18 protein-coding genes are annotated in these 19,505 nt (G+C 36.7%); 4 read left to right on the top strand and 14 right to left on the bottom strand.

Features of this window, described 5'->3' with window-relative positions; genetic code table 11:
- The first annotated feature begins 51 nt into the window (after window positions 1–51).
- Window positions 52–240 carry a hypothetical protein gene (locus tag F3G66_RS04185; protein ID WP_002940779.1) on the top strand — a complete coding sequence of 63 codons (189 nt, stop codon included), beginning with the start codon at window positions 52–54 and terminating at the stop codon, window positions 238–240.
- Here the strand turns inward: F3G66_RS04185 and F3G66_RS04180 are convergent.
- Entirely contained in the window at window positions 237–2,315 is a 2,079-nt protein-coding gene (locus tag F3G66_RS04180; protein WP_223154232.1) for a bifunctional diguanylate cyclase/phosphodiesterase, read from the bottom strand. The genes F3G66_RS04185 and F3G66_RS04180 overlap by 4 nt on opposite strands.
- Before the next feature lie 367 nt (window positions 2,316–2,682).
- Here F3G66_RS04180 and F3G66_RS04175 point away from each other — a divergent pair, with 367 nt between their 5' ends.
- Window positions 2,683–3,222, top strand: coding sequence for a hypothetical protein (locus F3G66_RS04175; RefSeq protein WP_149707246.1), 540 nt, complete (start codon window positions 2,683–2,685; stop codon window positions 3,220–3,222).
- On the opposite strand, the gene F3G66_RS04170 is transcribed toward F3G66_RS04175, so the two are convergent.
- Together F3G66_RS04170 and ciaB are read right to left on the bottom strand one after the other, a co-directional pair.
- On the bottom strand, window positions 3,215–5,542 hold the full coding sequence (locus F3G66_RS04170; protein WP_149707245.1) for a putative bifunctional diguanylate cyclase/phosphodiesterase: 2,328 nt from the start codon (window positions 5,540–5,542) through the stop codon (window positions 3,215–3,217). The genes F3G66_RS04175 and F3G66_RS04170 overlap by 8 nt on opposite strands.
- Window positions 5,543–5,551: 9 nt before the next feature.
- A complete protein-coding gene (gene ciaB, locus F3G66_RS04165) occupies window positions 5,552–7,393 on the bottom strand; it encodes an invasion protein CiaB (protein ID WP_149707244.1) in 1,842 nt (613 codons plus the stop codon).
- Between the two features lie 91 nt (window positions 7,394–7,484).
- Here ciaB and F3G66_RS04160 point away from each other — a divergent pair, with 91 nt between their 5' ends.
- Together F3G66_RS04160 and F3G66_RS04155 are read left to right on the top strand one after the other, a co-directional pair.
- Complete coding sequence (locus F3G66_RS04160; protein WP_021091795.1) at window positions 7,485–7,898, top strand: acyl-CoA thioesterase; 414 nt, start codon at window positions 7,485–7,487, stop codon at window positions 7,896–7,898.
- A gap of 143 nt (window positions 7,899–8,041) precedes the next feature.
- The gene (locus F3G66_RS04155) at window positions 8,042–8,680 is read left to right on the top strand and encodes a Crp/Fnr family transcriptional regulator (RefSeq protein ID WP_087577832.1); all 639 of its coding nucleotides are present in this window, start codon (window positions 8,042–8,044) and stop codon (window positions 8,678–8,680) included.
- An 80-nt stretch (window positions 8,681–8,760) separates the two neighbouring features.
- On the opposite strand, the gene F3G66_RS04150 is transcribed toward F3G66_RS04155, so the two are convergent.
- From F3G66_RS04150 to F3G66_RS04100, 11 genes are all read right to left on the bottom strand, one after another.
- The gene (locus F3G66_RS04150) at window positions 8,761–9,627 is read right to left on the bottom strand and encodes a formate/nitrite transporter family protein (RefSeq protein ID WP_103599937.1); all 867 of its coding nucleotides are present in this window, start codon (window positions 9,625–9,627) and stop codon (window positions 8,761–8,763) included.
- Window positions 9,628–9,790: 163 nt separating this feature from the next.
- Complete coding sequence (locus tag F3G66_RS04145) at window positions 9,791–10,237, bottom strand: hydrogenase 3 maturation endopeptidase HyCI (protein WP_054197154.1); 447 nt, start codon at window positions 10,235–10,237, stop codon at window positions 9,791–9,793.
- Window positions 10,237–10,581, bottom strand: a complete 345-nt coding sequence (locus F3G66_RS04140) for a formate hydrogenlyase maturation HycH family protein (RefSeq protein WP_021091884.1) — start codon at window positions 10,579–10,581, stop codon at window positions 10,237–10,239. Before F3G66_RS04140 ends, F3G66_RS04145 begins: the two co-directional genes overlap by 1 nt.
- Window positions 10,578–11,402: an NADH-quinone oxidoreductase subunit B family protein gene (locus F3G66_RS04135; protein ID WP_021091627.1), complete on the bottom strand. Its 825-nt coding sequence runs from the start codon at window positions 11,400–11,402 to the stop codon at window positions 10,578–10,580. The genes F3G66_RS04140 and F3G66_RS04135 overlap by 4 nt, the downstream gene beginning before the upstream one ends.
- On the bottom strand, window positions 11,399–11,938 hold the full coding sequence (locus tag F3G66_RS04130) for a formate hydrogenlyase complex iron-sulfur subunit (RefSeq protein ID WP_054197155.1): 540 nt from the start codon (window positions 11,936–11,938) through the stop codon (window positions 11,399–11,401). Before F3G66_RS04130 ends, F3G66_RS04135 begins: the two co-directional genes overlap by 4 nt.
- Window positions 11,935–13,671: a hydrogenase large subunit gene (locus tag F3G66_RS04125; RefSeq protein WP_107709699.1), complete on the bottom strand. Its 1,737-nt coding sequence runs from the start codon at window positions 13,669–13,671 to the stop codon at window positions 11,935–11,937. The genes F3G66_RS04130 and F3G66_RS04125 overlap by 4 nt, the downstream gene beginning before the upstream one ends.
- Window positions 13,668–15,149 (bottom strand): hydrogenase 4 subunit F, encoded by a 1,482-nt coding sequence (locus F3G66_RS04120; protein WP_107709697.1) that lies wholly within the window; start codon window positions 15,147–15,149, stop codon window positions 13,668–13,670. The genes F3G66_RS04125 and F3G66_RS04120 overlap by 4 nt, the downstream gene beginning before the upstream one ends.
- Window positions 15,150–15,151: 2 nt before the next feature.
- Window positions 15,152–15,796: a hydrogenase 4 membrane subunit gene (gene hyfE, locus F3G66_RS04115; protein ID WP_021091711.1), complete on the bottom strand. Its 645-nt coding sequence runs from the start codon at window positions 15,794–15,796 to the stop codon at window positions 15,152–15,154.
- Window position 15,797: 1 nt separating this feature from the next.
- Window positions 15,798–16,718, bottom strand: coding sequence for a respiratory chain complex I subunit 1 family protein (locus tag F3G66_RS04110; protein WP_084041928.1), 921 nt, complete (start codon window positions 16,716–16,718; stop codon window positions 15,798–15,800).
- 9 nt (window positions 16,719–16,727) lie between these two features.
- Window positions 16,728–18,695, bottom strand: a complete 1,968-nt coding sequence (locus tag F3G66_RS04105; RefSeq protein WP_149707243.1) for a proton-conducting transporter transmembrane domain-containing protein — start codon at window positions 18,693–18,695, stop codon at window positions 16,728–16,730.
- Window position 18,696: 1 nt separating this feature from the next.
- Window positions 18,697–19,266: a 4Fe-4S dicluster domain-containing protein gene (locus F3G66_RS04100; protein WP_021091760.1), complete on the bottom strand. Its 570-nt coding sequence runs from the start codon at window positions 19,264–19,266 to the stop codon at window positions 18,697–18,699.
- Window positions 19,267–19,505 lie beyond the last annotated feature (239 nt).

Genomic DNA, 19,505 nt, shown 5'->3' with positions numbered 1-19,505 from the left:
TAATGCAAGCTTACAAGATGTAAAATCACCCAAAATTTCAAAGGAGAAAAGATGAGAGAGAAAGATCTAGTAGTTTGCAACGTTTGCGGACTAAAAAGCAGCGATGATAAAAATGCAGTTTTCATCCACGCTCACAAAAACGGCGAAGAGGTTGATATCTGCACAAGCTGTATCCCAAGCGTGATACATGGCTCAGGCATGGTCGTAAAATCAAACGAAGAGATAAAGGCCGAAATTTAAACTCTAGCTATCATTTGAGGATCTTGTCTTACAAGGTCTTCAAATTCTTCTGCACTCATAGGACGAGATAAGAAAAGTCCTTGCACTTCATTACAATCAAGCTCTTTTAAGAAATGAATATCTTCTTCTTTTTCTACGCCTTTTGCGCCAACTTTTATCTTCATTGCCTTCGCTAAATCGATAATTGCGGATACGATTTGTGCATCTATTTTACTATTTGATGCTTGAGCAACAAATTCACTCGCTATTTTTATACGCTTAACACCGTACTTTCTAATATAAATAAATGAAGTATATCCAGAGCCAAAATTATCTATACAAACATCTATATTATTTTCTTTGAGAATAGAAAAAATTTTATCAAGTGTCTTAGTGTTATTTGTCCATATTTCTTCGCCAAATTCTATTTCAAAAAGCTCTGGATTTATATGGTGCAAGCGTAAGCTAGAAACAAAATCTAAAACAAATTTTTCTGATTTACTTTGAATCTGTGCAACATTTATACTTATTTTTGGTATCAAGAGTTTTTCTTTTTGCCATATATCTATATACTCTATAGTCTTTGAAACTAAAAGCGAGCAAATATCGTTTAAAATATCGCTATTTACATTTACCTCTTTCATAAATTTGCTTGCTTCCATCAAGCCAAATTTTTCTGATTTCCAATATAAAAAAATCTCTGCACAGATCATTTTTTCGATTTTTAGATCAAATATTGGTTGAAAATATGCATGAAGGTCTTCTTGCAAATTAGCTTTTTTAAGCGCGATCTCGATACTTGAGCTTAGGTGCATTTCATTGCTAATTTTATCGCTATAAACCATAGGATTTAAAGCTGGATTTTTTTTGGCGTAATACATTGCCATATCTGCATTTTTTATAATATTTCTTGGATTTGCCGTGCTATTTTTTGTTGCTACGTCTATGCCTATTATGCACTTAAGCCCAAAGTGATATCTATCTATTTGAATTGGCTTTTCAATAGCGTCTTTTAAGGCAATACCAAGATTTAAGCGTTTTGTATGACTATTTATCTCCATTTTTGCTAGTACGATAAATTCGTCCGCACTAATCCTTGCTATGGCTTCTTGTCTATTGCAAACTTCAAGTATCCTTTTTGCAACTAGCTTTAAAATTCTATCGCCTATTTCATGCCCGTAAGATGTATTTATGCTTTTAAAACGGCTTAAATTTATATAATAAACTGCGATTTCCTCATCTTCAGAGATGCTTTTGCACATTCTTTCAAGCTCATTTACTATAAAATTTCTATTGCCAAGATCTGTTAGATAGTCTTTTTCGGACATATCTTGAAGTCTTAAATTTGCGAGCATAAGTTCATTAGTTCGCTCATGCATCGACTTTTCCATCTCTCTATGAAGATTTCTCTCATAATCTAATATTTTTCTACTTGCAATAGAGCTTTTAACGTAGTAATTAACAATAGCATTTACAACTAAAACAAAAAGTGAGATGAGCACACTAAAAGATGTTAGATCTTCCTGTAATAGCAAAGGTAAAACTATTATTATTGGTAGCCATTTTGATCCTATTGAGATATCTTTATCGGTATTTGTAACATATTCGTTTTTAGCTTTTAAATAAAAAGCTCCTATCATCAAGAAGAAGAAAGGAACGATATATAAAAAATCTATTTTATGGCCAAAATTTACATTTGAGATCTGGCTATAAAAAATAAATAAATTTAGCATCGTAAATAAAATACTAGCTGATATAAGGTAAAAGCCGCTAATTTTTATATGAAGCAAACTGCTTGTAAAAATCTCACTTAAAGTGATAAAAAGTATAAGAAAATTTATGGCTACAATAGAGAGAAAAACGATATTTGATCTATTATTTATCATGGATAAAATATCTATTTCGTCAAAAATACCATATATTAAAATTACTATTAAAAAAAAGACACTTATGCTATCCATAATAATGGCTAGTTTTTCTTGACTGGCTGCAAATTTTGAATACAAAAATATACTAACGCCAGCTAAAATAGATATCATCGGCAACATAAAAAACACATCAAGATATGCATAAGAACTATGAGCTCGCAATAGCACGTCTTGATTTAACACCATTAATGCATCGCAAATAGACCATAAAAAAACACCAAAACATATTGCAAGCCAATGCGTTATTTTGGTTTTTACTTTATCCATTGAAGTATAAATGCCAAAAGTTACTATAAAGAAACTAAGTAAAATAGAAATTTTTCCAATTAGATTATAGTCTAGTAAAGATGCTAATAGTGCAAATACGAATAGCGCTACAACTGCAACTAAGATCCATTTTCGCATGCCAGTTATAGATGATTTTGATAATAAAAAAATAGTGTCCCTCTCCTAAGAAATAGTCCAAATTATACAAAAATTGACTTTGCTTTTGGTTATAATTTCCCAAAAATTTTAAAATTCACAAAGGTATCTTATGAAGTGCAATATCGTCATAAATGGACAAAATTTAATAGACTATAAATCTTTTATCTTATTTTTCTCAAAGGCGGCAAGAAAGCAGTATTTTATAAACACTTTTATGATATTTACTGAAGCCATCATAGCTGGTTTTGTTGCTGATATGCTATTAAAAAGTAAAATTTTTACTGTCATCGGAGCTGTTTTTGCTATATTTTGGATCATTTTTTATCCTATTTTTTTAAAAAGAAGTCGCATAGCTGCATTAAAAAGAATTGAAATTTCAGATACTCAAAAGCAAATGAATTTTGAAGTAAATGAGAAATTTCTGGCTTACTATGAAAACGAGCCCAAAGAAAATGAAAAATTTGACCTAAATGAAGTTAGTGAAATTTATGAGCTAAAAAATATCTTTATCATTTTTTTAGAAGAAAAAATTCATCTAATAATCCCAAAAGATGAAGTTAGTTCAAAAATGATAAATGAGCTGGCTAAACTTTGCCATAAAGATATTTTGAAATTTGAAAATTTTAGCGCAAAGAGTGTGCTTAAATAGCACTTATTATAAGCTTTTCAAAATCCTCTGCACTCATAGGCTTACCCCAAAGATACCCTTGCACCTCATCGCATCCAAGCTCTCTTAAAATTTCAAGCTGGGTTTCATCTTCGACGCCTTCAGCGATAGTCTTTAGCTCCACATTTTTGGCCAAAACTATAACGCTTTTTACCACATCTTTATCTATATCATTTTTAGCAATATTATCTATCAGCTCTTTAGCGATCTTTAGGCGACTCATAGGATATTTTTTGATATAATTCATCGATGAAAAACCGGTACCAAAATCATCTATGGAGATGCAAATTCCTCTATTAGAAAGCTCAGATAACACACTTTGCATCATCTCTTCAGCATTGACAAGACTAGCCTCAGTGATCTCAACATCTACACAAGATGGATCGATGCCGTATCTATCTATATAGCTTAAAAATTTAGATGCAAAATTTATATTATCAATCTGTTTTGGTGAGATATTTATACCTATTTTTAGGTTTGTATTATATTTCTCATTCCAAAAGGCCATTTGTTTTATAGCATTTTTTGCCACCCATTTTCCTATCGTATTGATAATAGAGCTTTGTTCGGCTATTGGGATAAATTTTGATTGATCCACTGGACCTTTTATAGGAGAGTTCCACCTAACAAGAGCCTCTGCTCCTACTATTTTTTTACCTTCTATTAGATACTGGGGCTGAAATTTTAGCTCAAATTCTTCATCAAAGCTTATACTATTTAGCAATATTTCTATGTAGTTTCTATCCTGAATCATGCTTTTTATATCACTATAAAAAACGTACTTTTCAGATGTATCTTTTTTTGCTGCTTCTAGTGCTGCTTCTGATTGCATGATAAAATCATCAGCCAAAATTTCACTAGTTTGTGTCGAACTAATCCCTATTTTCGCATCAAGTACAATTTTATAATCATCTATAACGATTGGCTCTGAAATAGCTTTTAGTAGATAATGTAAAAATTCCCTGCAATGAATGTCTTCATTTTGCTTGACAACAACGATAAAGTCATCTCCGCCAGATCTTGCAAATAAGGAATCGTTTGGTGGCAATATTGACTCAATATTTAAAGCGAACTTTGCTATTACATCATCGCCGATATAATGCCCGTACGAGTCATTTATCGCTTTAAAATGGTTTATGTCAATACTATAAATATCTATCTTTTCGCCAAGTGCCTTTGACTTTATCATCTCTTCAAGCCTTGCAATAAAATACTGGCGATTTAGAGCATTTGTCAAATAATCATATTTACTGATCCTTTGTAGATGCCTATTTGTATCTTCAAGCTCTTTTACTTTACTTTCTATCTGATTATTTAACACTTTTTTGATATGTATTTCACGTTTAATTAAAATATTCATCTTTCTAACATTAGAAAATGTATAAGATAATGCTCCGTATGCAAGCAAAGTAACTAAAATAGAAAATAACCATGTCAAATTTATCTTCCAAGAGTACAAGATCATAATCGTTAAAAATGCGGCGAAAACAAATAGCTTTTGTATTAAAATTTTATCAAAATCGTTTCTGAGTGCCCTAAATTTTAGATTTGCCTCACCCTCTCTTAAATGAAGCGCAGCAACAAACAACATAAAAAATACACTCTTAAATACAATGTCGTATCCAAAAAAGGATATTTCATCTATCCAAAAATCCATTGTAGTGGTAAAAATATCATAAACGCTTATTGCAATAAGTGCCATCAAGCATAAAAGTATAGATAGTCTTCTTTTTGAAAATTTAAGTGAAAAAAACGCAGTAAATGAAGTACAAAACATAAATAAATCTATGACGATATAACTTAGATTAAAAAAATCTTTTTGGCTTAAAACTTGAGTTAAGCTTCTATCAAAAATCATAAACCACATAAAGCTAAAATATATCGCAGAAATAGAGACCGAGTCCACAAATACTTGCATTAAAAATAAATTTTTCAAATTTTTAATCAAAATGTAAAAAGCAGAAAATGCAAACATAAAATATGAGACCACGTATGAGATTTGTATAAAATTGACTTTAGAAAGAAGTTGTTTAAGAAAATCAACCTTACCATATAGCATCAACATAGTGTCCGCTATCACCCAGCAAGTAAGGCCTAACAATATGTATATCCAATATGTTTTTAAATTTCTTGTCTCTTTTAGCTTTAAAAAGATAAATAATGTGATCATAAAATCAAATAGAGTAGTAATTATGTCTTCATAAAAACCACTAGCAATAAAATAACTAACAACATATACACAAAAAAGTATCAACATAAATACAAAAGATACTTGATTTTCGTTGCTTATTTTACTTATCATGTTCCGTCTTTATATATCTTTCTCTGCCTTTTTGGCTAAACTTTGCCATCTTTGCCACTCACCACTATCATCGACGTCGTTGCCGATAGCTTCGTATCTAGCGTAAAAATGCTCAACAAATTTCTTGCACTCTTCATCTTTTGGCAGATAGCTTAGCTCATCTTTTTGGCAAAATTTCTCCAAAAATATGCTCGCATCATCTTTTTTAGCGTATGTTTGTGCTAGATCGTAATAGTTCTCTAAGCAAATTTCTTTAAATTTAGTGTAGGCTTGCTCGCTCATATCTACGCTTAGTTTGCCGTCAAATTTAAGCACTCCAGCTCTAAAAAGTAGGCTAAGATGTATGAGCCCCTCGCAGTAGTAAGCCCTCACCTCATCGACCTTTCGCCATGCGATAAGCCCAACCGCACGGGCGATTAGCTCGTGAAAGACGGCCATTTTGTACTCCGCCTCTTCGTGTAAGAAGAAATTTACTAACCCACCAGTCGTCGCCTTATACTCTTCTATAAATTTAAAGACGCCACTTTTATTCATCATCATCTCAGTATCAAGTCCGATGAAGAGAATGTGTCCAAACTCATGACCGATCGTTGAGATTTCATAGACTTTTTTCCAAATTTTTGGCTTTAGAAATAAAATCTCTCTGCCAAAATCCAAAAATTCCTTGCTAAAAATTTCAGCTCCAAGCTTCATAAAAGGCTTTGCCTTGGCACTTTCATAGACGTGATTTACAAAGGCAAAAATTTTCTTACCACATTTTGCGCTAACACTCTCATCATTTGGCACGACTTGAGCGCTAAAAAGCCCGTTTAGCTCCGCTGCGTAATAGATCATCGGCACGCTTATATAAAGCTGCGTTCTAGCGATATTTTCACTAACTGCCCTATTTGTCTCAGCGTTATCAAATTTTATCTTTTTGCAAACACTCTTATAAGTTTTTGCCACTTTTTCTTTAAATTTAAGCTCATCTATGCCCTCGCTATCAACCAGCCTGATGTCCCACTCAAGTGCAACAGCGTGCGTGTAGGCATCCTCGTAGTACTCCAGCGGATGGCCTGGCTGAAGCGTGCCTTTTACATCCATCCACGCTATCTCGGCCTCTTGCCAAGCATTTATCACCTTTGCGTTATCCTCTTCGCAAAAGGCGTTTTGTAGTTTTTCAAGGTATTTTATGTATGATTTTTGCTCGTCATTTTGGGCTAAATTTCTTAAAATTTTAAGGTTTTTTGCAAAGACTTTTTTAAGCTCTCTAACCTCATCTTTAAAAGCAAGTGCATAAGGCAAAAAGCTAAATTTCTCACCTTCTTTTACTACCGCGCCATACGCTCTATCAGCCCTTACGCCGTTAGCGTCACACTGAAATAAGCCGTTTTTAGTGATAAACTCATTTGCCTGGCTTAAATCTTTAAATTTAGCCTCAAACTCTTTGTTTGTAGTGTCAATAATACGATCCTGCCATGAAATTTGCCACGCATTTAGACTAAGTCCAAGCTCGTGCATAGCCTGCACAAAGGCTTGGTTAAATGGATCTAAAATTTTCTCTTCTTTGGCCTTTTCTAAAAGCTTGGCGTGCAGGTTTTCATATAAATTTCTAACGTAGCCATACATTAAATTTAGCACTCGTTTTTGCTCGTCTTCGCCTAAATTTAGCTTTTTTAGCTCATTTTGAAGCGGATCTACTTTAAGATCAACTATCCTTCTAGCAAGAGCTAGTTTTTGGCTTGGTGTGCCAGCAAGACCAGAAATTTTAACAGCTTCGTTTATGATGTCATCGTCTAAATTTTTATAAATAGCATTTAACTTATTTTTTTGCTCTTTTGTGAGTTCGTTTAATCTTTTAAAATCGTTCATTTTTTCATCCCCTGAAGTTGCAAGATTTTAGCATAAAGCCTTAAAATTTGCTACAATCAACCAAAAATTTTAACATCTAAAAAGGCAAAAAATGGATATTTTAAAGGATTTTGGTGAGCCGCGTATCAAACAAGTTATGTTGCCAAAGGACACAAACTCAGCTGGAAATATTTTTGGTGGCTGGATAATGAGTCAGATCGACCTTGCAGGTGCACAAGCTGCAAGAGAAATTTCTCCTGAACGCGTTGTGACGATCTCTATGAAAGAGATCATCTTTAAACAACCTGTCTTTGTTGGCGATGTGCTAAGCTGCTACGCTAAAATCATCTCTGTTGGTAAAACCTCGATAACAACGCAAATAGAAGTAACCGCTCTTAGGCTAAATCCGGGCGGATATAGAGAAACTATACACGTTACAAGCGCTACTGCAACTTACGTAAGCGTAACGAAAGATGGACTTAAAAAGCCAATCGATGAGAAACTAAAACAGCTTCATGGATTTTAAAAATTTGGTTGCGATTTATGCAACCAAATTAAAAAATTAATACTACTTTTAAAAATTATTGAAATTTAAAAATTAAAAAGCAAAAATTTCAACTTGATTAAATACTTTCTAAGATAAAATCCAAAACTACTTTTGGGAGAATCATGAAAAAGTCGCGTTTAGGTCTTTTGCAAACACAAATTTTAGATATCCTAACTCAATCCGAGCTTGATAAATTTGAGTACAAAAACCTTCCAAAAACAAGCATCATCTACGCAGAAGAGATCAAGATCATCATCTTAAAAAGCGGCTGTGCAAAGCTTTCGTTTTTTGAAGATGGAGAGGAATTTATCCTTTATCATTTAGAAGCAAGCAATATCGCCGTACTTGATGATAATTGCGCTTTTGAAATACTTGAAGATGCTGAAATTTATGCTATAAATTTAAACAAAATAGGTGAAATTTTATCAAATGCAAATGTCGCGGATGAAATTTTAAAAGCTGTGTTAAATGCAGTGATCGTGCAACGCCAAATCATAAAATCCATACTTTTTGAAGATGCAAAAGGCAGGATTGCAAATTTTTTGATCGAGCTTGCAAAGGAGCAGGATCTAAAGCAAAATGGATATCACTACATATTTTTGCCATTTTCTCTAAAGGTACTCTCAAGCTTTGTGGGGCTCAAACGCCAAAGTGCTTCAACTGCATTTAATGAGCTTATAAAAGACGACATCATAAGAAAAATAACACCACATGAGTTTTTAATAATTGATTATGAAAAACTTGAAAGTTACACAAACTAAAAATCAAAAATTTTTATAATGGCTAGCAAAGAGTAGCCTTAGAGGATTAGTCTTTGCCAAAAAGCAAAGACTAAAAATTTTTAAGCTTTTTTCTTCATGTCAAATTTATTAGCCATGAAGCCAACTAAACCAACAAAGAAAACTCCTCCGACAATATTGCCAAGAGTAACCGGAACTAAGTTTTTACCGATGAAATTTCCCCAGTTTAAAACTTCTAGTTTTTCAGCCGTAATGCCATGTCCTAGAGCTGCAGCTGCAGCAGCGATATCTCCGCCGTTTGCTGCTATATAGTGAGCTTTTGAGATAATGGCTTCAGTGATTATAAACATATTTGCCACGCAGTGCTCCATAGAGCAAGCCACAAATGCGCCGATCATCCACATAATGGCAAAGAATTTACCAGATAGATTGCTCTCACTTGTCGCAGTCCAAATAGACATACAAACAAAGACGTTACAAAAAATTCCACGGATAAATAGCTCATGAAATGGTGCTGTGATCTTACCAATAGCAGCTGGCACGAAGTGTTGTAATATGTAGCCATCATACTTTAGTGGCAAGCCTGAGTAGTAGTACATATACGCAATCAATGCACCTCCAACAAAGTTAAATATCCAAACAATAGCCCAGTATCCGATAGTCTTACCTAGTTTTAGCTTTCCTTCATATGCACTAACACCACTTAAAACTGAGCTTGTAAAAAGATGTCCGCCATAAAAGACAACCATCATAAGACCACAGCTAAATGTGATACCGCCGATAAAATTTGAAAGGCCAATAGACTGGTTTTCAGCCATACCAACTGTCGAGTGAGCCCAGAAAATATCACCCATAGCAATAGCAGCTCCAGCCATGATAGCAAGGAAGATAATACTAGTAAGTGGCATATGAGCCTTATGCTCCATAGAGCTTGAGACCGCTTGAGCGGTTTCTGCCGGATTTAACATCACATTCTCCTTTTTATTTTCAATCTCGCACATGAGCCAGGCTCATCTTTGCGACCAAAGTTTAACACTTTGCAAAATTACTAAAGTCAAATCACTGCTTGCGATTAAAAGTAAAATTTTGTCTTTAGTAACCAAAAAGACTAAATTTAGCTATTTACTAAATTTAACCGACTAAATTTTTATCAATCTCTACAATTCTCAAAAAAGCTTTTCTGGCACTTTTTTTAGCCTGCTCGCTTAGACCCTCTTCAAAATCAAGGACATTTTCAAGCAAGACGCTAATGCCAAGAAAAAGCGTCTTTGGACAAATTTTACGCAAATAGCTTAAAAGTACTGGCGTTGGGAGATTGTGGGTTGAGTAGATGTAGTCCCTATCGTCACTTAGGTCAAAAAACTCTATCTTATCCTCATCAAAGCCGCTCATCGCATCAACTACTATCAAGATATCAGGCGCAAATTCTCTAATGGCCGAAAATTCATTCTCAGGCACATCTTGCCCAAAAAAGACCTTCCACTCTTTTAGCTCAGCTTCTACAATGCGACCTACTTCATTACCCACATCATCATCGCCACGCATAGGATTACCGATGCAAAGGATGGCCTTTTTCATCAAAAGTCCTTCCTAAGCACGATATATCCTTCTTTTAAATTTGCCAAAATTTCTTTAAGCTTACACTCACAAAGCTGTGGCAAGAGTTTAGCGATATGCTCGGCAAAAATTTCAACTTCAAAATATTTGCTTAAATTTCCGATCTTAAATTTCACGTATTCGCCTGAGTTTTTGATCATCTCGTCAAATTCCTCATCGCTTAGCTCTAAAATTTTCTCGCTAAAGTCTATCGTGCCAACGCCATGTCCCACGCAAGTGGAGAAAATTTTTATCTCCTTTAGCTCGCGTGGAAGCTTATCGTTGTCGTCCATATGCCTTTTTGTAAGCTTATAAACTTGTATCATCTCTTACTCCAAACCTCGCTATCAACGTCTATCGCAAAGCTTTTATCAGCTTTTGCATATTTTAGATAGACATCATTATGCAAAAGCCCCATGCACTCGGCATATCTAGGATCTTCCTCTTTTTTAATAGCTGTAAGCACAGCCTCTCTTGAAATGCTTGGGTCATGGACATCTTTTGAACATTTGATAGCATTCATATATTTTTCAAAAAGGATTCTACCAAAGATATAGCTCATTAGCCTTCTACTTTCAGCTTGCAAGTCACGCTCAAACAAGATATCGCCTATGACCGACTTCTCAACTGAAGGTGGCAATGTGTTATCTTCCTCATAGCTTTTTTTATGAAGTTTTTGATCGATGATACCAAGAGCCATGCCAAGGCCGTAAATAATGCTTGCTGGATGTGGAGGACAGCCTGGGATATAGACATCAACTGGAATTATCTTATCAATGCCACCCCAAACGCTATAAGCGTCATGGAAAATTCCACCACTGCTTCCGCACGCACCAAGAGCAACTACGATCTTAGGATCTGGAGTCGCCTCATAAGCACGAAGAAGCGGATAATACATCTGTCTTGTTACAGGACCGGTGCAAAGTAAAATATCAGCGTGTCTTGGGTTTGCCACAAGCTTAAAGCCAAAGCGCTCAGGGTCCCACATCGGTGTAATAGCCGCAAAAATTTCTATCTCACAGCCGTTACAGCTTCCGCAGTCGATCCTATAAACGCTAAAGCTTCTTTTGATATTTTTTAGATGCTCTAGCTTTGCAGTTAGATCATTTGCTGTTTTTATGTCCTCTGGGACTTGATATAGACTCATTTTATAGCCTCCTCAATGCCTTTTGTTAGCCTCTCAGCAGATTGATTTTTCTTGCACTCTGGGCAGATATAAAGGTAGTCTTTTGCCTCTTCAAGTCTGCCTGGGAGTAAATTTGCAGTGCCAAGCTTTTCAAGAGTAAAATTTATAAGCCTTTTTGGTGTAAATGGCTTGCCGCAGCATTTGCAAGTTTGCATCTCAAGCTCGCCCCTTTGTATAAGAGCGCTCTTGTCAAATTTAACCGCAAGCTCAAAGCTATCGCTAAGTCTTACAGCTCCAGTTGGGCAAACCTCATCGCAACGTCCGCAAAATATGCAGCGTCCGCAGTCAAATTCCCAAACAAGCTTTGTTTGCTCCTCGTTCATCTTAAGCTCTATCGCGTTACTAGGACAAGCAATACCGCAAGCTGCACAACCTATGCAAAGATCGTATGTATAGTTTGGCTGACCACGGAAATTTTCAGGAACAATATATGGCTCAAATGGATAGGCGTATGTCGCTTTTCCATATTTTTCTGTGATGTCAAATAACTTCATCATCTTAAATCCTTCTTACTAACCCCGCCATCTTGACAGAATTTTTTAAGGTCTTTCTCTGTTAAAATTTTGCTCTTTTTAGTCCTTACATCGACTAATGTAACACGCTCTGTACATGAGTAGCAAGGGTCAAGTGAGCAAACAATAAGTGCTGCGTCACTTATGTTGTTTCCTCTAAATTGATACCTTAGGCTTGGCCAGTTGTTATATGTTGCAGCCCTACATCTCCAGCGATATACTTTTTGAGCACTACCTTGCATGATCCAGTGGACATTCTCGCCACGTGGTGCTTCATCATGACCAAGTGCAAAATTTTCAGGTTTGATCATAGTCACAGGATCGATCATGATCGGAGTTTGAGGCATTAGCTCAAAGCATTGGCGGATGATGTGGATAGAGCTTTTTAGCTCTTTATATCTAACCATCTCGCGAGCAAAAACGTCGCAACCATGCTCAACTGCTACTTCAAATTCTATCTGTTTGAAGAAGTCGTATGGGTGATCGTAGCGGTTATCGCGTTTAAAGCCAGAGCCTCTCATATTTGGACCAACTGGGCTAAAGTCACGTGCTATTTGGCGGTCTAAGATACCCACACCTTTCCAGCGTCCGATTTGGCGTTTATCTTCCATAACTGCGTCCCAAATTTCTGAAATTTGAACGTCAAGTTTATTTATGATCTCGATACCTTTTTTGATCTCTTGGTTTGTCATGTCACGTCTTAAGCCTCCCATAACGACGTTGCCGTATGTTTTACGTCCGCCAGTTACTAGCTGAGCTAGCTCCATAGAGTACTCACGAACTCTAAAGATGTGCATGAATGCGTTGTAGTTGCCAGTGACCTCACAAGCTAGACCGATATTTAAAAGGTGGCTGTGAAGACGCTCGATCTCAAGACAGATGACGCGTATAGCTTGAGCTCTTAGTGGAATTTCAAGCTTGATAGCTTTTTCTGCTGCTTCAATACAAGCAATAGCGTGAGCATAACCACAAATTCCACAAACACGCTCTGCAAGATAGCCCATTTGATCATAGTTCATTCTATTTTCAGCTAGCTTTTCCATACCGCGGTGTTGATAAAAGAGGCGGTAGTCAGCGTCGATGATCTCGTCGCCGTCGCAGAAAAGCCTAAAGTGACCTGGCTCATCTGAAGTGATATGTAATGGTCCAAGTGGCACATCAACTACTGCATCACCTGTTGGGAACAAAAACTCAGAATCAGGCTCATCTCTGTGATCTACTGGATCAGGGCGGTAGCGATAATCCATCGCATCTTTTCTAAGTGGGTGAAGTCCATCTGGCCAGTCATCACTTAAAACTAGACGCCTTTTATCAGGCAAACCTTCGGCTACCAAACCAAACATATCATAAGCTTCTCTTTCGTACCAAACACAAGCTGGCACTAGCGGAGTAACTGATGGGAATGTCGGATCGCTTCCTGGAATAAGTGTTTTAACAGTGATAAAGCACTTATCCTCAGTCGCAAAGTCGTCCGCTTCAGTCATCTTGCTACCTTCCATTGAGATAGCATAGTAAAGCGCAAAGCTGCCATTTATCTGGCGCTCATCATTTGGTATCATCGTGCTTATGAAGCCGCCAATATCATAATAAAGCGTTTTAACAGCTAGTGGAAGATCATTTCTATCAACCAAAACTGTGATCTGATCGTCTGCTTGACGAGTTACTTCTAAAATTTTTACCTTTGTTTTTAGGATTTCAACAAATTTATCGCCTCTCATTTTAAAGCTCCCATCATTATATTAACACCGTTATTTACTAGCGTATAAAAGCTATCTACGTGCCATACGCCAAAGATTATGATAAGGGCACAAAGTGCTATAAGAGGTAAATTCTCTAACAAACTCATCTCTTTATTATGAACAACCACACCTTTTGGCTCACCAAAGCTTGCCATGTTAAAGTGTGCAAAGTCAGCTATAAAAATAACTGCAAGTGCAATAGCAAATAGCGCAACTGCGATGTATTGACCGCTTGTGATAGCTCCTACAAAGACGTTATATTCACTAACAAATATAGCAAATGCTGGAACACCAACTAGTGAGCAAACAGCCGCGCCAAACATTATAGTGGTAATAGGCGCGATCTTAACCATGCCGCCCATCTTACTCATATCTTTGTGGCCGTAAATTCTTGCAATGTTGCCTGTTGAGCAAAATGCCAAAGCTTTTGTAAAGCTGTGAGCCAAGCAGTGGAATATCGCTGCAAATAGACCAAATTTACCGCCAACACCAAGTGCAAATGCGATAACGCCCATGTGAACGATTGAGTGATATGCAAACATTCTTTTTACGTTGTGTTGTCTGATTAGGAAAAATCCCGCTACAAAAAGAGTGATAGTTCCTGAAACGATCATTATGCCCTCAACAAAGCTAAATCCAACTGCTTGAGCAGTGATAGCGTAGTATCTTAAAAGTGCCAGCATCGCACATTTTAAAAGTACGCCTGATAGCAAAGCTGAGATAGGCGCTGGACCTTCAGCATGAACGTCTGGTAGCCAAGTGTGAGTTGGAGCAAGACCAGCTTTTGTACCAAAACCAATTAGAGCAAATACAAAGATAAGCTTTGCTGCATCTGGGTTTAAATTTTTAGCGTTTGCCATTATGCTTGAAAATAGCATAGAAGCTTCGCCATCTCCTAGAGTACTAAATGTGGCTGAATATAAAAGAACAGTCGCATAAAGTGCAAATGCTAGACCGATTGAGCAAAGAACGATGTATTTGTAACCACTCTCTGTTGATTTTTGATCTTTGTGGATAGCGACCAAAAATACTGAAGCAAGAGTTGTTGCCTCAATAGCAGCCCACATAAACGCAACGTTGTTGCAAATAACACTTAAAGTCATTGTAAAGATAAATACATGGCTTAGTGCATAATATTTTTTAAGATCGTTTAAGTGGATGTGTCCATCTTCGAGCTCCCATCTCATGTAGTGGATAGAGTAAAAATTTACTATAAATCCAGTTACAGCGATAAGTACCAAGAAAACACAGCCTAAGCTATCTAAAAACAAAAATTTATCAAAACTATAAAAAGTTCCGCTACTTAAGACTTTAAGAACATTGTTAAGTAAAGCCACCGATGTCGCAGCAGAAAACAAAACGTGAAGTCCGCTTAATACCGCATAATTTTTAGGACTCAAAAACAAGACCAAAGCACCAAGGAGCGGTAAGATAAGTATTAAAGCTAAACTATCCATCTCTAACCCCTTAAATTTGAAGCTTTAGAAGTATCTAAGCTATCATAAGCTTTATAAAATCTAATCGCTAGAATGCTCATGATGATAACGGCAAATATCGCATCTGTTAAAATTCCAAGCTCAACTAACTCATGTGAGTTATAAGCCATTAGAGCAAGGCTTAGGTGGATACCGTTTTCAAATAAGCAGTAAGCTAGAATTTGTTTTATAAATGAGTTTCTTAGCATGAAGCCAAAAATTCCCATCATAAAAACCGTTCCAGCTGCGATTAGCATGATCTCTTCTTTGATAAGAGAGAATTTTAAAAATATTGGGTGGATACTCATTGAAAGAGCTAGAGAAAATCCCATAGCAATAACAGGACTTACAAAAAATCCACCAACTGGCTCATCTTCGCTAACTACGCCAAGTTTTTTGATAAGCCAGAATAAAATTCCTGGCACAAGTAAAACTTTGGTAAAAAAGGCAACGATCGCCCAAGTTTTGAGCTGTTCGGCGTTAAATTTCTCAGATAACAAGAAAAATATGCTAACTAAAAGTAGTGTCTCAATCGCATAAGCGATGATTGAGAGTTTCAAGCTTCTAAGACCAAAAACTGCAAGCGAAGTTACGATCATGCAAATGGCTAAAATATCAAGTGTTTGCATCTCACACTCCTACTACATAAAGTGTTAGTGCAACAAACGAGATAGCAAGTGCACCAAGTGCATTTTTGCGTAAAGATGAAGTCATTTTAAAGCGTGGTCCAAAGTTGTCTATAAAGACAGCCGCTACGTAAAATACTCCAGTCTTTATCACAAAAACGATAATAGCTAAGAAAGGATTGCTAAAATTCCATGGCTCAAATATAGTTAGGAAAAGTCCGATCATAGCAAACTGTTTTAATATAAGTGATGCTTGAACTAAACCAAGGTCGCTACCTGCATACTCGCCAAGTAAGCCTTCTTGAAGCTCTTGCTCAGCTTCAGCTACGTCAAATGGTTTTCTACCAGTCTCAACGTACATGCACCATAAAAATGCGATAGAAGCTACGGCAAAACTTGGGATTTGATATCCTATAACGCCAGTTTTTACCATCTCTTGGATCTCAATTAAATTTGATGTTTTAGCTGCAAGCATAACTACGATTAGGCACATGATCATAACTGGCTCAACATATACACCCAGCATTTGCTCCCTGCCGCCGCCTGTTGCTGCAAATGGGTTGCCGCTATCCATTGAAGCTGCACCAAATACAAATCTAAGCAATGCGCCAAGATAAAGGATCACAAATATATCTGAATACGCTCCAAAAACAGTGTCTTTGCTATATGTTATAGGTATAGCAGCTAGAACTGCAGCTGAAGTTGCAAAAAGGAAAAATGGAGCCCATCTAAATACCCAGTGAGAGCACTCAGGCACGGTTCTTCCTCTTCTAAAGAGTTTTATAATATCGCGATATGTTTGAAAGAAATCGCTACCTTGTTTTGATTGAAGTCTAGCTCTTAGTTTTCTTGCCATACCATCAAACAAAGGAGCTACCAAAACGATAACGACTACTTGAAATATCATTAAAAGTATAGTTTGCATTTTCGTCTCCTAAACTAAAAAGTAGCCCACAGCAAGTATGGCACAAAGATAAATTAGGATATAAAGCGTATAGATGTTTGTGTATCCGCTTTGAACGATGCCTAGTTTATCGGCAAATTTCATACACCATTTGATGACTGGCTCATAAAACATTCCCCACCAGATATCTTTTGGATGGTTGTGATATTCAACCGCGTCAAAATAATTTCTAGTAACGATCTTTTTATCAGCTCTAAATAGCCATTGCATGATCTTTCTAAGATCGCCTGTAAATGGACCACCTGTCATTTGCATACGTGAGCTATATTTAAAGCCGCAAGCCCATGGATCAGTTTCGCGTGGTTTATCTCTATTTGCTTTCATAACAGTAAGGATGATAAATGGCAAAATCATAGTCGCACATAAAACTAAAGCGATAAGCGGAGTTGAGATCATACTGCCTATTGGTGAAGTTACATTTATAGCTCCAAGGCTAGCTTTATAGTCGCTTATAGCGATAGAATTTACAGCTTGCATGATGTAATCAACTATGTAATTTGCGCCAAGGCCAAAGCCAACGCAGCCTATCATTAGGATGATCATACCAAGAACCATACCTATTGGACTCTCTTTAGCATTTTCCCAAATTTTTTGATCTCTTGGAGTACCTGCAAAGATAACAGCGTAAAGTTTGAGGTGCATACCAACCAAAACGCCTGTTAGCGCAAGAGCTACGACGCCAAGCGTAAATGCATATCTAACTAATGTTCCCTCGCCCATCGCACCTTGAAGCATACCTTGATATGTAAACCACTCTGAAACAAAGCCATTTACTGGAGGCAAGGCTGCGATACCCATGATACCTATAAACATACCAAGGCTTGTCCATGGCATTTTTTTAGCAAGACCGCCAAGGATGTCCATATTTTGTGTGTGAGTAGCGTGGATAACCGAACCAGCGCAAAGGAAAAGCAGACCTTTAAATATAGCGTGATTGACTACGTGGTAGCAACCTGCTAGAAAACCTACTGCTGCTAGTGTTAAATTTCCAGCTGCAACGCCATAAATTCCTGTGCCAAGACCTAGCAAGATGATGCCTATGTTCTCAACTGAGTGATAAGCAAGTAAAGCCTTAAAGTCGTGTTGGCAAAGAGCGTATAAAACACCAAATAGTGAGCTAGCTGCACCAAGAGCGAGTATTGTAAGACCAAAATATGTACTAAGTGGCAAGTAAAGTGTAAATTTAACTAATGTAAATAGAGCAACTTTAATCATAACGCCTGACATAAGGGCTGAAACGTTTGATGGTGCTGCTGGGTGGGCTTGTGGAAGCCAAACGTGAAATGGCCACATACCAGCTTTACTACCAAAGCCAACCAAAAATAGTGCAAATACAGCAGCAGAAGCACCAAATGGCATCTTAACGCCCATAAACGCGCTAAAGTCAAAGCTTCCTGCGTAGTAAGCTGTGATAAGCAAGCCACAGGTGATACAAAATGCACCAATTTGTGCGATGCCAAGATATACCATAACTGCTTTAAGTGTATTTTTACCATCATTGACGATGATAAGAAATGATGAAATAAGAGTCATAAGCTCCCATAAAACAACAAAGCAAAATACATTATCAGCGCTGATTACTAGAAGCATTGAAAGGATGAATGTATTAAATAAACATGCAAACACGCCAACATTTGCTTTTTTGATGTACTCATCTGCATAGCTCATACCATAAACGCTGCTTGCAAATCCGATGAAAACAACGACAAAGCTAAAGAAATTTCCAAGTGGATTTAGCGCAAATTTTGGCGAATACAAAAAGCCATCCATAAGAGCAAAGCTATCGCTTACTCCCATATTTGCAACAAAGTGACACATCGCGTAAAAACAGCTTAAAGCACTTAGACCAAAACCAACCTTTACAGCGGCCTTTGGAGCACAATAAAGCAAGATGCTAACGACGGCACTTACAAGAAATAGCATATAAACCGTAGTCATCTTATGCTCCTTGTCCGTTTAAAATTTTAGTAGCAAATTTATTCGCTGCTTCATAGTCTATCCTCTTGCCAAGTTTATGTTTGCCCTCTTCTGGATCAATCATAACAAGAGCACTCGTTGGACAGACATCAACGCAAGCTGGTCCATTTTCACGACCAAAGCACATATCGCATTTAACAGCGATATTTTTTGCGCCTGATTGTGACTCTATCTCAAGGTTATACTTTGGCTCGACAGCGTAATTTACTGAAGGCATAAGCTCTGCACTTGAGCTTATCGCACCGTAAGGACAAGCGATCGTACACATCTTACAGCCTATACAAATTTCCTCGTGAAGTTCAATGCAATTATCATTAAATCGCAATGCTCCAGTTGGACACACATTCGCACAAGGACCATCGTCGCATTGTCTGCACTGAGTTGGCATAACGCCAGTAGCTTCTCTTAGCACACTTAGCCTTGCACGTGACAGCTTGCCGCGTTCATAAGCGCTCTTAAAACATGCAGCCATGCAGGTTGCACATCCTATACAGCGTTTATAATCGGCAATCACAAATTTATGTTTTTTCATAAATTCCTCCCATTAAACAAGGCTAAACTGCCCTGCTCACTTTTAAAGTGATGGTTAGTCACCAAAATAGAGATAGTTAAATTTTTATTTAACATCTCAAACGCTCCTTCCTAATTTTTGTAATAATTCTATAACTTACAATGAATAAATTCCGTCATCTATCTGACAAATTTTGTATTTTTAGAATTAAATTTTTATTTTATATATCTTTAAGATTATCTACTTAATATCGATTTTTA

It is taken from the genome of Campylobacter concisus, from assembly GCF_902460665.1.
Classification (GTDB): domain Bacteria; phylum Campylobacterota; class Campylobacteria; order Campylobacterales; family Campylobacteraceae; genus Campylobacter_A; species Campylobacter_A concisus_AL.
Note: the sequence above shows the minus strand (reverse complement) of the source record. Positions and strands in the feature narration are given on the sequence as shown.

Bases quoted from the DNA above. Each gene is read 5' to 3' on its own strand.
- F3G66_RS04105 (WP_149707243.1), bottom strand. From the start codon at position 18,695: ATGACTACGGTTTATATGCTATTTCTTGTAAGTGCCGTCGTTAGCATC.
- F3G66_RS04140 (WP_021091884.1), bottom strand. From the start codon at position 10,581: ATGATACAAGTTTATAAGCTTACAAAAAGGCATATGGACGACAACGAT.
- ciaB (WP_149707244.1), bottom strand. From the start codon at position 7,393: ATGAACGATTTTAAAAGATTAAACGAACTCACAAAAGAGCAAAAAAAT.
- F3G66_RS04120 (WP_107709697.1), bottom strand. From the start codon at position 15,149: ATGGATAGTTTAGCTTTAATACTTATCTTACCGCTCCTTGGTGCTTTG.
- F3G66_RS04130 (WP_054197155.1), bottom strand. From the start codon at position 11,938: ATGATGAAGTTATTTGACATCACAGAAAAATATGGAAAAGCGACATAC.
- F3G66_RS04110 (WP_084041928.1), bottom strand. From the start codon at position 16,718: ATGCAAACTATACTTTTAATGATATTTCAAGTAGTCGTTATCGTTTTG.
- F3G66_RS04135 (WP_021091627.1), bottom strand. From the start codon at position 11,402: ATGAGTCTATATCAAGTCCCAGAGGACATAAAAACAGCAAATGATCTA.
- F3G66_RS04185 (WP_002940779.1), top strand. From the start codon at position 52: ATGAGAGAGAAAGATCTAGTAGTTTGCAACGTTTGCGGACTAAAAAGC.
- F3G66_RS04150 (WP_103599937.1), bottom strand. From the start codon at position 9,627: ATGTTAAATCCGGCAGAAACCGCTCAAGCGGTCTCAAGCTCTATGGAG.
- F3G66_RS04100 (WP_021091760.1), bottom strand. From the start codon at position 19,266: ATGAAAAAACATAAATTTGTGATTGCCGATTATAAACGCTGTATAGGA.
- F3G66_RS04170 (WP_149707245.1), bottom strand. From the start codon at position 5,542: ATGATAAGTAAAATAAGCAACGAAAATCAAGTATCTTTTGTATTTATG.
- F3G66_RS04125 (WP_107709699.1), bottom strand. From the start codon at position 13,671: ATGAGAGGCGATAAATTTGTTGAAATCCTAAAAACAAAGGTAAAAATT.
- F3G66_RS04175 (WP_149707246.1), top strand. From the start codon at position 2,683: ATGAAGTGCAATATCGTCATAAATGGACAAAATTTAATAGACTATAAA.
- F3G66_RS04145 (WP_054197154.1), bottom strand. From the start codon at position 10,237: ATGAAAAAGGCCATCCTTTGCATCGGTAATCCTATGCGTGGCGATGAT.
- hyfE (WP_021091711.1), bottom strand. From the start codon at position 15,796: ATGCAAACACTTGATATTTTAGCCATTTGCATGATCGTAACTTCGCTT.
- F3G66_RS04160 (WP_021091795.1), top strand. From the start codon at position 7,485: ATGGATATTTTAAAGGATTTTGGTGAGCCGCGTATCAAACAAGTTATG.
- F3G66_RS04155 (WP_087577832.1), top strand. From the start codon at position 8,042: ATGAAAAAGTCGCGTTTAGGTCTTTTGCAAACACAAATTTTAGATATC.